The organism is Faecalitalea cylindroides, from assembly GCF_028321995.1.
In the GTDB taxonomy this organism is placed as follows: Bacteria; Bacillota_I; Bacilli_A; order Erysipelotrichales; family Erysipelotrichaceae; genus Faecalitalea; species Faecalitalea cylindroides.
Map to the genome: position 1 here is coordinate 1 of NZ_JAQLXG010000002.1, position 13,394 is coordinate 13,394.

Consider the following 13,394-nt stretch of genomic DNA (forward strand, 5'->3'; position numbering starts at 1 on the left):
TAAAATAGTGGACTTCATAAGCGGATTGAGTGGACTTCTCTATCGTACAGGATGGACTTCAGTTAACGGAATACTCAGCCTTGTTGAGTGTTGCATGGAATGCGGATAACTGGACCTTTGATGCTTTAGAAAGTCACTACAAGACCCTTGTTCGTTATTTAAATCTGGATGATCAAGGAATGATCTTAGGTTATGGATGTGGCACACCATCTATGACAAGTCATAGTATATATCCAAAACAAGCATATCAATTAGGACGAAATCTTTAAATCATGTATGATTGTTTTGGTGATACTATGTGTTCTTCAATTAAAATAAATCCTGAAGATGTGAAAAGCTTAAAAGAAAAGTTTAATATTCCTTTCGATATCCCTACAGATACAATAAAGCCTAATGAAAAAGCCTTAGTTTTATATAAAGAAGGAAAGATCCTGCCAAAACTAATGAGCTTTGGATGGAATGATAAAGTTTTTATAATCAATGCCAGACAAGAAACCCTATTGGAAAAACCAATTTTTAAAAAAGGAAAACGTTGTATTATACCCGCCAGCCTGTTTCATGAGTGGAGTTATGCGAATGAAAAAGTCACTTTTCACTCAGATAACATTATGCATTTAGCCGGTCTTTACAATCAAGATAATGAGTTTTTGATCATTACCACAAAATCCAATGATTCTGTAAGAAGAACTCACGATAGAATGCCTATTATATTAGAGCACTCTCAACTCGAAGATTGGTTTAATGATACAAAATTCATTTCATTATTAAGGCAGGAACCTAAAGAATTAGAACACGAACAAAAACTGGAACAATTATCTCTATTCTAAAAAAGAAGTAAGTATTTATTGAACACTTACTTCTTTTTGTTTTGACTTTCTTGAATTTTTATTGATATTCCAAGTTCCGATTACTTCATTAACTGTAGATACTGTAACAAACGCTTTATAATCTGATTGATGAAGATAATTTAACAACTTCTTATATTCACTAGTTGTCATGATCGTTACAACTTCTATTCTTGGTGTTTTATCAAACCCGCCAACTGCTGAATAAATCGTTACTCCACGATTCATATCCTCCATAATATACTTCATGATTTCTTCATAGTGTTCACTTAGGATACAAATACGTTTACGCTTATTAAAACCACCAACAAAATAATCCACGGCTTGACCATTGGCATATGTACCAATCAAACTTACAATCATAGTAGAGATATCATACACAAAAATTGAAGTAGCTGCTGTAATCATTCCACATACAGTCAAAGCCTTTCCGATTTCTAAATGTGTGTACTTGCTAATAATCTTCCCTACAATATCTAATCCTCCACTTGAAGCATTGACATTAAATAACATTGCCTGACCGAAAGCGATAATTAAAGTATAGGAAACAAGATCATATACACTATTATGTGTTAAAGATTCACTTAAAGGACATATTTTTTCAAAAATCGCCAAAAACACTGGCAATAAGATAGACGTATATACAGTTTTAGCCCCAAATTCTTTTCCTATAAAAATAAATCCAATAACTAATAGACCTATATTTAAAATAAAAGTTATCAAAGAAATTGGTAAGTTAATTACTTGATTCAAAACCATAGATAGACCGGAAATACTTCCAACTACGATTCCACTAGGAATCAAAAAGAAATAAATTGAACATGAAATAATAAACATCGCAAATGTAATATAAGCAAATTCATAAGCTGTTTTCTTTGTCATAATCATCTCTTTCCTTTCCGCAAACGCACTCATTATAACAAGACAAGAAAGGAAATGATAGATATAAAAATGCTTTTTTACTATAAGAAATTTAAAAAATCTAAATCATCCAATTTCTACCTTCATTTTTAATTTATATATCTAGTGTGATTAATAAATCATTCTCTTAAGTTTGTAATTTTGTTTCGCTGTTTGAAAACTATTAATTGTTAGCATAAGGGTATATTCACATGAAAAAGGAAAGCTTTAAATAGACTTTCCCTTTTTAACATTCTAATTCAATGATTGTTTAGCTTTTATCAATAGTTCAGAAGAAACTCCGGTGATCTCCAAAATATAAGAATCCGATATTCCTTTCTTTAATAAATTTGTTAAAATCATTAAAATACCATCTTCTTTTCCGATTTGTATACCTTCGGTTTTACCTTGGATTCTCCCTTTTTCTAAACCTTTAGCTTCACCTAAGATTTTGCCCTCTGCTCTTGCTTCCTCTCTCATTCTGTCTAACGATTCACACATTACAATGACCTCCTTTTCTTCTTCCTTGATCTGTTGATACAGTTCTTCATCTTTTGCCATGCTGGCAATAACTAATGCTACCTGCTTGGGTATGCCTTGTTTATATTTATTTCTTATCGTATTAAAATTGGCATTCAATATGTCTCTTGTGATGGAAAAGACCAGATCTAATTCATTGTCTTTATATTGATGTGTATCACTATGCACTTCAATCAGATTCATCTTGAAATCAATTAAAGAACTCATGTCTTTGACATCGAACATATCCTTCATGCTGAAATTGGTCTGCCATGGTCTTGTTCCATAATAGATCACGATCGTGATGCATGGGATTAATCTATCACTTGCCTTGATCCCGGACAGAAACTCTTCGCTGCTTCTTAGATCCTTCTTTTTCCTGTGTTCCTTTTCAAGTATATCCATCTGATCCTTATACACCAGGCAGTCATACTGCAGGATACGATACGGCATAGGATAGTTCTCGATTAGTTGATTTTCGATACCTAGATAATAGGAACCATATCTTCCATTCCACAACATCAGCACATCTCTTGTATAAGCCTGTATCTTTGGATCCACCAGCATCAGATCCTGTGGTTTGACTATGTCCTGTCCCTGATAGAGACAGGTATTGATCAAAGAGGCAAAGTGATGTGCATCCTTGAAGAAGGCATTGATTTCCTGATCAAACGTACCAAAGCTGTTTTCTTTTTGTATCATTTTTTCACACCTCCAATATATCATGAGAGACTTGAATTGTCATTGAACCATGCATTTATGTTTTTTCAATCCTCTCTCACTTATCTATCACACCGGAAATGACCAAAATGACAAAAAAATAGATGATTTTTTTCATTTTTTCTTCTCATGGCATTATTTAGTACAGCATAAAAAAAAGAGGAATTATTCCTCAATCAGATTTAATAATTCTAAGATACGATTCATATCTTCTTCATTTTCATAATGAATAGAGATAGAATGTTCACTAACTTTCACTGATGTTTGGAAATATTCCTCTAATTTATTCTTAGCTTCTTTAATAAAAATATTTTCTTCTACTTGTTTTTCCGGCTCTTTTTTATGTTGAAGATCTTTTACTAACTGTTCAATTTTACGAACAGACAATCCTTGATCAATTGCCTGTTTGGCAATCTTTCGAATCATGTTTTCATCTTTTAAACCAATCAATGCTCGAACATGTCCCATTGAAAGTTTCTTTTGAACAACGTATTCCTGTACATCTTCTGGAAGTTTTAAAAGACGCAATGTATTTGTAATATGTTCACGTGATTTTCCTACACGATTTGCCAATTGTTCCTGTGTGTAGTTCAATCTTTGAATTAACTGCTCATACGCTTTGGCTTCTTCTATTCCATTTAAGTTTTCTCGTTGAATATTCTCTAGAAGCGCAATTTCCATCATTTCCTGATCATTTAGATCTACGATGATTGCTGGAATATCACTCATTCCGGCAAGCTTGCTGGCACGAAGTCTTCTCTCTCCGGCAATCAGATCATATCCTTGTATGCTCTTTTTGACCAGGATTGGTGTAAACACTCCATGTTGTTTAATAGATTGGCTTAGTTCCTGTAAAGCTGTATCATCAAAAACTTTACGTGGCTGATATGGATTTGGACGAATTTGATCAATGTTGATCTTAGTTTGTTCTTGTTTTTCTGTTTTTACATCTCCATTTTGAATATCTTCTAAAACTTTTGAAACATCTTGACCAAAAATGGAATTCAATCCTTTACCTAAGCGATTTGTATCCCTTGTGCTCATATTAGTTTCCTCCGTTTCGCTTTAAAAATTCCTGTGTTAATCCTGCATATGCCTTGGCTCCATTGCATGTAATATCATATTCAAAAATAGATAAACCTCTACTTGGTGCTTCGGATAATTTTACATTTCGTGGTATCGAATTTTGATACACTTGTTTTCCAAAGTTTTGGCGAACATCCTGCGAAACTTCTACACTTAACTTGGTGCGAATATCAAACATCGTCAACAAGATTCCTTCTATTTTTAAATGCGGATTGTATAGTTGCTGCACCAAACGAATCGTCAACAATAACTGTGTGACACCTTCTAGAGCATAGTATTCACATTGTACTGGAATCAAGACACTGTCGGCAGCTGTTAATGCATTTGTATTTAATAAACCTAAAGAAGGAGGACAATCAATAATTATGTAATCATATTGATCACGAACCTTCATAAGCTGTCTTTTCAATAATTCTTCTTTTCCTGCTTCCATCTTATCCATTTCCAGATCAGCACCAGCTAATGAAATAGAAGACGGAAGAATATCTATATTTGGTGCTTCTTTATGTACAATAGCATCTTCAATTGGATAATCTTCCAACAAAACTGAATAAATCGTTGGCTGTCCCTGCTTGGTTATAGCTAGCAAGCCCTGGCTGGCATTTCCCTGTGAGTCAAAATCAACCAACAATACTTTTTTATTCATCTGAGCTAATCCACTTGATAAGTTAATTGCGGTTGTCGTTTTTCCAACACCGCCTTTTTGATTGGATATCGCAATGATTTTTCCCATTTTACACTCCTCCTAAAGGCTTCTTTTTTATCTGCCCATACGCTCTAGGATATTTATTTGGCGTAGGTTTTACTTTTTGCATATATAGATTGATCCTTGTTGCTTCATCAACGTCGATCGTATCTTCTTTTTCAAGCTTCATTCCTAGAATATCTAAAGCTTTTTGGGCTTCTAATAATTCTTCATGTCCCTGCTTCCCCTTTAAGGCAATAAAATGTCCTTTCATCTTTACCAAAGGAGCACATAATTCCAACAAAATAGAGAGTCTAGCTACCGCTCTTGCACTGACTACATCGTAAGATTCTCTATGTTCTTTCACAAAATCTTCAGCTCTTTCAGGATAGATATTTACACCCTTTAAATCCAATGCTTCTTTTACTGTTTCTAAAAACCGGCATCTTTTCTGTAAAGGTTCAACGATCGTTAATTCCATATCCGGAAATACAATTTTTAAAGGAATTCCTGGAAAACCAGCTCCCGATCCAACATCACAAAGTGTCTTATGTGATAAATTCTCAAATGGAACAATTGAATCATAAAAATGTTTTTCCCAGATTTCCTCTTCTATAGTAATGGCTGTCAAATTCATCTTCTGATTCCACTCTAATAAAAGCTGCATATATTTTTCAAACTGGTCTAACATCTTCTTTGTAACCATAATATTTTTATTTTCTAAAGCTTTTTTAAATGTTTCTTTTGTCATACTCATTCTCCGTGTAGTCAAATTATATCATTTTAAACACATTTTTAAAGCACCTTTAATGTACGATTAAAATTGACATTATTTATGTCTAAAATGTTAAATAATCTCATTTTTATTCATGATTTATGGTTATTGCCTGCTTTGATAACATAAATGGTCGCATATAAGCAAGAGTTGAGCACATAGGCAATACATCTTCATGAAGTTGAATCCCTAAATTTTTAATGATGTAATTTCTTCTCTTCATCATTCTTTGATACATCTCTGGATGCTGTTCCTTGATTTTTTCTCTAAGTTTTATATCCGCTATGCATATTGTACTCTCTGTGGATACTCCACCATATCCTTCAACAAAAGGAATGATATCGCTCTGTAATAACATTCCACTTTGGATCAATTCATGTGAATTTTCATAAATAGGAGATGACAACCACTCTTCATCCGCTGTTAAATGACCAGGACAAAGTGTCCAATGATATTTTTCTTGAGGCAACACATCATTGATCAAATCATACATCTCTTTGCCTGTCATACCTACATGTATATTTTCAAGCCATGCAGCTATTGCGATAAAATAAGGAGCACATACTTTATGCATATAATCCTGGACATCTTCATCCAATTCGCTTGATGAATGCACTGCATAACCAGCTCTGCTTGATAATCCTCCTTTATATCCCACTGTCAAAGAGACTGTATCTTTCAGTTGCAATTCTCTTTGTGTTGGATACATATTTCCTTTAATAAAGCATTGTCCAAATGCTGCAATTGTTACAACGCTATTTCTTTGTCCATAACGAGATAATATATCACCAATCTTCATCTCAGTAACACCTTCTTGTAATGTATTTAGCGCATCCAGCATACAATCGGATGCCAAAGATGCTCCAAATTCATAATGTGCAATTTCATCTGGTTCGTTGATTGTACGAACTCCATTTTCTCCAATAAATATATCTGTTTGATTTGTGATGTTCTCTTTGCCACATAATTCAATTAAAGCATCCATGATAAAAACAGGAATATCATAAAGCTGACGATTATCTTCATATAAACTCGTAAAGTTTTTCCATCCAACAACACCAATGCGTTTATTTTCTATATCTGTCTCTTTCATGATATCTTTAAAACTTTTGGTATTATTCATTGGTTGGTTCGGTAAAGAAAAATAAGGTGCATGAATTGCCTCACACTGTAAACGCGCTTTAGAAACTTTATTTAAATTCTCATTCCCCATCACTAAATAGGCTTTTTGATCTTTATGAAAAACCAATAAAGCTTCTTCAAAACGAGGAAGAAAACCAACTAAGTATTCAAAATTGTTGCCATGTTCCAAATCAGCATAAATGAGCAAAACATCAATTTTTCTTTGATTCATCTTTTCAATTATTTTTTGTTTTCTTTGTTCTATCGTTTTATCACTTATATCTACTGGAATAAGAGTACAGTCTTTTTCAGGTTCAGGAATTTCTTTTAAAACTGCATCTTCATAATTATATTTTTTCATATGTATCAATCTCCTGTTACTATGATATCACATAACTTTTTAAGTCCTATACACAAAAAACGTACGCTTTTCCTTTTATTTTTTCTATGTTACAATTTCTTTGCAAGACACAAATAAGAGACTATCATCTATTTTATTCAGTCTAAATTAGACTTGTTTTTTGATGTTTAAAAGAAGTAGGGAGTATAAAAGTATCATGAATATGCCTGAAGAATTGATCAAACAAGCGTTTGATGAAGAATTTGAAGAACAATTGCTTGCGATAAGACAAAGTATGTCTTATTACCGTTGTGCATTAATGGAAGTAGAGACCAAATTTAAAGTACTGAATGAACAATTTTCCTTGTATTATGATCGTAATCCAATCGAGTCCATCAGTACTCGAATTAAATCAGAAGCAAGTATCTTACGAAAGCTCCAAAACCGTAATCTTCCACTATCTCTGGAATCTATGGAAGAAAACATTTTTGATATTGCCGGTGTCAGGGTCATTGGTTCTTTTCTAGAAGATATCTATGATCTAGCAAATTATTTTTTAAAACAAGATGATGTTCACCTTATTGAAACAAAAGATTATATCCAGCATCCTAAACCTAATGGATATCGATCTTTACATCTAATTGTAGAAATTCCCATTTTCCTTGCCAATGAGAAGAAATGGGTCAAGGTAGAAGTTCAATTTCGTACGATTGCGATGAATTTCTGGGCTAGCCTTGAGCATAAGCTAAGATATAAAAAAGAACTTTCTCAAGAAAGGCTTGCCGAAATTGATAGCGAACTCTTAGAATGTGCCAAACTTTGTGCTACTCTAGATCAAAAGATGCAAAATATAAAAGGATCAAAATTAGCACAGGAACTTTAGTTTCAGTATTTTTTTACAATCGAAATATTGAATATCTCTCCTTTTTCAAAGTATAATATAAGAAAAGGAGGGCTTCTTTATGTGGTCTAGAAAAGAGCTCAAACAAAACGCAAAAATCTTAATGCATAAACGGTATTCACAAATGTTAGGTGTATCTAGTTTATATCTAATCTTAAGCGGTACTATATTTTTTACTATAAATTATTACTACACCCAAATCAATGATGTTATCAATGAACCAAGCACACCAATCTATTCAATAGAACCGGATCAAAATTTTATATTATTTTTATTTTACTTTATCTTATTAAGTTCTTTCATTGGTTTTATTATTCGTACGCTTTATACAATTTTTATTGCCAATCCATTATCTGTAGGTGAATCAAAATATTTTATCAATAACCGCAAAGATCAAGGACGATTTAATAACTTGTTCTATGCTTTTTCACATAACTATATGAATATCGTAAAAATTACTTTCTTTATGCAAATAAAATTGATGCTTTGGACTTTGTTGTTTATCATTCCAGGAATCATAAAAGCACTTGAATATTCCATGATTCCTTATATCCTTGCGGAAAGGCCAGATATTTCAAGTGAAGAAGCTTTTAGATTATCTAAAGAATTAACTGACTATCAAAAAACAGAATTATTTGTTCTAGAGTTATCTTTTTTCGGATGGTATTTTTTAGGGCTATTATTATGCGGCATTGGAATTATATTTGTTTATCCGTATTACTATGCTACAATGGCTGAACTATATTTTAAATTAAAAGAAATCAAACAAATTGAAATTACCCCAGATATTCCCCCAATTCCTAATCTTTGATCATTAAGCCTCATTGAGGCTTTTTTTAATTGAATTTGTACTATTTTTTTAGTATTCTTTTTAGAAAAGGACGTGAGAACATGAGAATATAGTAAGAACTGATTCATCCAAATAATTATCGAATGGAGGTGTTTTTACTATGTTTCAATGTGTTCAACTATCCGCATCATTAGAAAATTCGCGTGTTTTATTTCCACCCTTTGATTTTTCTTTAAAAGAAAGAGATCGCCTTGCAATCATTTCTGAAGAAGGAAACGGAAAATCAACTTTATTAAAAATAATATCCAATATTCCATGTGACTATGTCCATGTCTCTGGTAAGATAATCTCAAATTATAAAGTGGCATATTTACCACAAACAATCGAAGAAAAATGGAATCAATCATTTCCTTTAAATTTCTTATTAAAAGAAAAACCCGAAGATGAAATTCTTCCAGAACAATATAATTTATGCCAAAAATTAGAAAGTCTTTGTTCTTCCATGTATATTGATTCCAACTTCATTTATACAGAAAGACCAATCTATACATTAAGCGGTGGGGAAAAAGTCAGACTTCAGTTCTTAAAACTTACACTTAATGAAGCTGATCTTTATTGTCTGGATGAACCTACAAACGATTTAGATATTGATACTTTAGAATGGCTGGAAAAATGGATCTTATTACGAAAAGAACCTATTATTTATATATCGCATGACATTACTTTATTAACGCATACAGCTACGCGTATTCTTCATCTTGAACAACGTAATAAGAAATCAAAACCTGTAATCACTTTATTTAATGGAACTTATCAAGATTATATAGATACAAGATATCACCAGCATGAAAAAGATATTCAGACAAGTGTTAATCAAAAAAGAGAATATCTCAAACAAAAACAGCGTTTAAATAATCTTCATAATAAAATTCAAAGTGATTTGCGAAGCGTTTCAAGACAAACTCCTCAAGCTGCCAAAAACCTCAAAGACAAAATGCGTTCTGTAAAATCCAGTCAAGCAAACTTGGAAGCTAAGGCCTATCCTAAAGTCGATTCATTTGAAGAAGAAATTCATATTTTCTTTTCCGTCAATTCACTGCTATCTTCTAAGATCATACTAAGTCAACATCAAAAAACAATTTCAATAAACAATAAAATATTGATTGAACCTTTTGATCTAGAAGTCTATGGACAAGACAAATTAGTGATCACAGGAAAAAACGGTTGTGGAAAAAGCTTATGGATGAAAGAAACCATTAAAGATCTACAAACACGCAATGATATCAAACTTGGCTATATGCCTCAAAATTACAATGATTTCTTTAAAAAAGACGATACACCCATTTCTTTTTTAAAAGAGGATGATATTTCCTATACAGATATTCAAACAATGTTAGGAAGTTTAAAGATCATTGAAAGTGAAATGAATCAAAATATTTTTGATTGTTCATTAGGACAACAAGCAAAAATTTATCTGGCAAAACTAATTTTAAATAAATGTAATGTATTATTTTTGGATGAACCAAGCCGAAATCTATCCCCTTTATCTCAACCTGTTTTAATTCAAGCACTTAAAGATTTTAAAGGAAGTATTGTTTGTATTTCCCATGATAGAACATTGATACATGAAGTATTTACTCGTAAAGTATTAATCGAAGATAAAATTTGGAAAGAAGTGTCTTTATAAATCAAGATTTCAAAAAATCTTGATTTTTTTGTCCTTTTTACCATTTGAGGTGTGATAGACATGGGCAAAGCCATCGAAGAATGGGAAGAAGAAATCAGTGAACAGGCAAGGAATGAAGGAAGGTTAAAAGGCGAAAGAAAACAAATCCTTCAATTTATCCAGGAATGATAGAAAAAGGATATACGGATGAAATGATCCTAAGCTTTAAATGTGTAACAAAACAATTGTCAAAGTAAGCAAAAACTACTCTTTAATCTTTAGAAATAGTTTTGAACTTCTTTTATAAAAAGACTATACTATTTACATGAACAAAGAAATGATCAATAAACTAAAAAATATGAATGTAAATATAGTTGCTGTTTCAAAATATCACTCAAAAGAAGAAATTGATGCTGTTGCAAAAGAAGGACTCATTACTTTTGGTGAGAATAGAGTTCAAGAGTTTCTTGAAAAATATGACCCTAAATATAAATGGCACATTATTGGACATCTTCAAACAAATAAAGTGAAATATATCATAGGTAAAGTTGAAATGATCGAAAGTTTAGATTCTATCAAGCTTGCTAAAGAAATTGAAAAACAAGCTGCCAAGCACGATGTCATTCAAAACGTTTTAGTCCAAATCAAAATATCTAAAGATGAATTAAAGACCGGTTTACCTATTGAAGAAACGGATTCCTTCTTAAAAGAAGTTTCAACATACCCTCATATTAAACTCAAAGGATTTATGTGTGTTGCCAGCCATACTGACAATATACAATTGATCGAAGAAGAATTTTCAATGATGAATGACTTATATAAAAATTATAAAGATTTGTATCAATTGGATACCTTATCAATGGGCATGTCAAATGATTACGAACTAGCTATTAAACATGGATCTAACACTGTACGCATTGGATCTGCCATATTTGGAGCACGAAACTAAAGTGCTCTTTTTCATTCACATAATTATCACAAACCTTTTTTATAAAATAACTACATGAAATATAGAAAGAATAAATTTTATAAAGGAAAAATTGTTTTAATTGTATTGGTCGTTGTTGCTATGATATTCTCTGGATATTTTGGATATAACCTATTTCGTGAACACCAATATATTGCCACTGTTGTGATCGATCCAGGACATGGAGGATATGATGTAGGATCGATTGGATATGATGGAAGTTATGAAAAAGATTTGACACTTTCGATTGCATTACGAACAGGAAGAAAACTAAAAGAATTAAATCCTGATATCAATGTCGTATATACTCGATCGAATGATACTGTTGACTGGGCAGATAATGAAGAAGACGATTTAATTGGTCGCGTCATTTTTGCAAATGAACAAAATGCAGATTATTTTCTCTCTATTCATTTAAATGCAAGCGAAAACACAGCAGCATATGGATATAATGCCTTTATCCGTTCAAATGATCCAGCCAGTGAAACTATTGCGAATTCCATCGACAATAATTTAACTGAAGAAAACTGGCTATATAACCGTGGTTTAGAATATACGAATTCTTATCCTTTATATGTCGTAGATAATTTGGACATTCCTTCCATGTTATTTGAAGTTGGTTTCATCACTAATCCACAAGAATGTGCAGATCTTAAAAAAGTTTCCAATCAAGAGCTCATAGCAGAATGCATCGCAAATGCCTATAATGATTATATAGTCAGCACTATCAAAAAATAATAAAGAGATGTTATCTAGCAAAATTACAGATAACATCTCTTAAAATTTTTATGGAAGTCTTAAACAAATATCTTCAATGCGGTTTTTCTCAATAGATTTTACTTGCAATCTTGTACCATCTTCCAACAAGATCTCATCATTTACTTCTGGAAGTCTACCAAGTTTATCGATTACAAATCCACCGATTGAATCAAAATCTTCACTATCCAAATCTAAATCTAAAGCGTCATTTAAATCATGCAAACTTATAAACCCTTTTACTTCATACGTTTTATCATCTATCTTTAAGATATTATTTTCTTCATGAACATCATATTCATCATGAACATCCCCAACAATTTCTTCAATGATATCTTCTAAAGTGATGATTCCCGCCATTTCTCCATATTCATCCATTACGATGGCTAAATTGAAAGCCGCATTCTTCATTTCTAATAAAAGCTCTGAAACAGGCTTGTTTTCATATGTGAAATAAGGTTTTCGTAATATATCTTCAATCTTAAAATGTTCAAAATCACGATATAAAAGAAGGTCTTTCATATTTACCAAACCAACGATATTGTCGATTGAATCTTTATAAATCGGGATACGGGTAAACTGCTCTTCTCTAAAGATTTCAATAAGATCTTCATATGAGCTATCTATATCAGCCATAATAACTCGTACCCTAGGTACCATTACTTCTTTAGCTTTAGCATCTCCTAAATCAAACACATTATTGATCATATCTTTTTCATCTTCTTCAATAACACCTTCTTCATGAGAAACATCCACGATCGTTCTTAATTCACTTTCTGTCATTGAAGGATTTGAACCATTTTTATTAACACCTAAAATTTTTAAGATTGATTTACTGAATAGATTGATCAAGAGAATAACAGGTGTCAAAACAAACATTAATACTTTTACAATGGGAGCATAAGTCAGTGCCATTTTTTCTGCATGATCTGCTGCCAAAGTTTTAGGAGTGATTTCTCCAAAAATCAGGATTAATAATGTAATCAGAAACGTCGCAACACTCACTGCAGCTCCACCAAAATTATAGGCAATTGTTGCAGTTATACTTGCCGCAAATGTATTTACTAAATTGTTTCCAATCAAGATAGCACTTAACATCTTAGCCTGATTGTTATATATATCCAAAACCATCTTAGCTCGAGCATTTCCTTCTTCACTTAAAGTTCGCATGCGAATCTTACTAACGGCAACAAGGCTGGTTTCAGCAGAAGAAAAGAATCCTGACAATAATAACAATATGATTAAAATAATAATTTGAGTTCCTATTTCCGAGTCCATATTTCCTCCTATATAACTTAAATTGAGCTTATTCTATCATCTAC

The 13,394-nt window shown here is 32.0% G+C and carries 14 protein-coding genes; 7 read left to right on the forward strand and 7 right to left on the reverse strand.

The features are described 5' to 3' along the window. Positions 1 to 29 precede the first annotated feature (29 nt). Positions 30 to 269, forward strand: a complete 240-nt coding sequence (locus PND65_RS01325; RefSeq protein WP_271991859.1) for a hypothetical protein — start codon at positions 30 to 32, stop codon at positions 267 to 269. Positions 270 to 272: 3 nt separating this feature from the next. Then, positions 273 to 827 (forward strand): SOS response-associated peptidase family protein, encoded by a 555-nt coding sequence (locus PND65_RS01330; RefSeq protein ID WP_271991861.1) that lies wholly within the window; start codon positions 273 to 275, stop codon positions 825 to 827. Between the two features lie 15 nt (positions 828 to 842). Here PND65_RS01330 and PND65_RS01335 read toward each other — a convergent pair whose 3' ends face one another. The 6 genes from PND65_RS01335 to PND65_RS01360 form a co-directional block, all read right to left on the reverse strand. Next, positions 843 to 1,727, reverse strand: a complete 885-nt coding sequence (locus tag PND65_RS01335) for a YitT family protein (RefSeq protein ID WP_035403235.1) — start codon at positions 1,725 to 1,727, stop codon at positions 843 to 845. Between the two features lie 273 nt (positions 1,728 to 2,000). Next, positions 2,001 to 2,966, reverse strand: coding sequence for an Rpn family recombination-promoting nuclease/putative transposase (locus PND65_RS01340; protein WP_271992410.1), 966 nt, complete (start codon positions 2,964 to 2,966; stop codon positions 2,001 to 2,003). Between the two features lie 183 nt (positions 2,967 to 3,149). Then, on the reverse strand, positions 3,150 to 4,028 hold the full coding sequence (locus PND65_RS01345; protein WP_022356559.1) for a ParB/RepB/Spo0J family partition protein: 879 nt from the start codon (positions 4,026 to 4,028) through the stop codon (positions 3,150 to 3,152). Position 4,029: 1 nt separating this feature from the next. Continuing rightward, the gene (locus PND65_RS01350; RefSeq protein ID WP_022356560.1) at positions 4,030 to 4,803 is read right to left on the reverse strand and encodes a ParA family protein; all 774 of its coding nucleotides are present in this window, start codon (positions 4,801 to 4,803) and stop codon (positions 4,030 to 4,032) included. Position 4,804: 1 nt separating this feature from the next. Further along, on the reverse strand, positions 4,805 to 5,506 hold the full coding sequence (gene rsmG, locus PND65_RS01355) for a 16S rRNA (guanine(527)-N(7))-methyltransferase RsmG (protein ID WP_022356561.1): 702 nt from the start codon (positions 5,504 to 5,506) through the stop codon (positions 4,805 to 4,807). Positions 5,507 to 5,618: 112 nt separating this feature from the next. Beyond that, entirely contained in the window at positions 5,619 to 7,013 is a 1,395-nt protein-coding gene (locus tag PND65_RS01360) for a M24 family metallopeptidase (RefSeq protein ID WP_271990316.1), read from the reverse strand. A 196-nt stretch (positions 7,014 to 7,209) separates the two neighbouring features. Here PND65_RS01360 and PND65_RS01365 point away from each other — a divergent pair, with 196 nt between their 5' ends. The 5 genes from PND65_RS01365 (at position 7,210) to PND65_RS01385 (ending at position 12,054) form a co-directional block, all read left to right on the forward strand. Further along, complete coding sequence (locus PND65_RS01365; protein ID WP_087158226.1) at positions 7,210 to 7,875, forward strand: GTP pyrophosphokinase; 666 nt, start codon at positions 7,210 to 7,212, stop codon at positions 7,873 to 7,875. Positions 7,876 to 7,954: 79 nt separating this feature from the next. Beyond that, entirely contained in the window at positions 7,955 to 8,704 is a 750-nt protein-coding gene (locus PND65_RS01370; RefSeq protein ID WP_035401540.1) for a DUF975 family protein, read from the forward strand. 139 nt (positions 8,705 to 8,843) lie between these two features. After that, positions 8,844 to 10,370 (forward strand): ATP-binding cassette domain-containing protein, encoded by a 1,527-nt coding sequence (locus tag PND65_RS01375; RefSeq protein ID WP_271990318.1) that lies wholly within the window; start codon positions 8,844 to 8,846, stop codon positions 10,368 to 10,370. Between the two features lie 304 nt (positions 10,371 to 10,674). After that, positions 10,675 to 11,298 carry a YggS family pyridoxal phosphate-dependent enzyme gene (locus tag PND65_RS01380; protein WP_271990320.1) on the forward strand — a complete coding sequence of 208 codons (624 nt, stop codon included), beginning with the start codon at positions 10,675 to 10,677 and terminating at the stop codon, positions 11,296 to 11,298. A gap of 54 nt (positions 11,299 to 11,352) precedes the next feature. Continuing rightward, entirely contained in the window at positions 11,353 to 12,054 is a 702-nt protein-coding gene (locus PND65_RS01385) for an N-acetylmuramoyl-L-alanine amidase family protein (protein WP_271990322.1), read from the forward strand. Between the two features lie 48 nt (positions 12,055 to 12,102). On the opposite strand, the gene PND65_RS01390 is transcribed toward PND65_RS01385, so the two are convergent. Further along, positions 12,103 to 13,350 (reverse strand): HlyC/CorC family transporter, encoded by a 1,248-nt coding sequence (locus PND65_RS01390; protein WP_035401547.1) that lies wholly within the window; start codon positions 13,348 to 13,350, stop codon positions 12,103 to 12,105. Between the last annotated feature and the right edge of the window lie 44 nt (positions 13,351 to 13,394).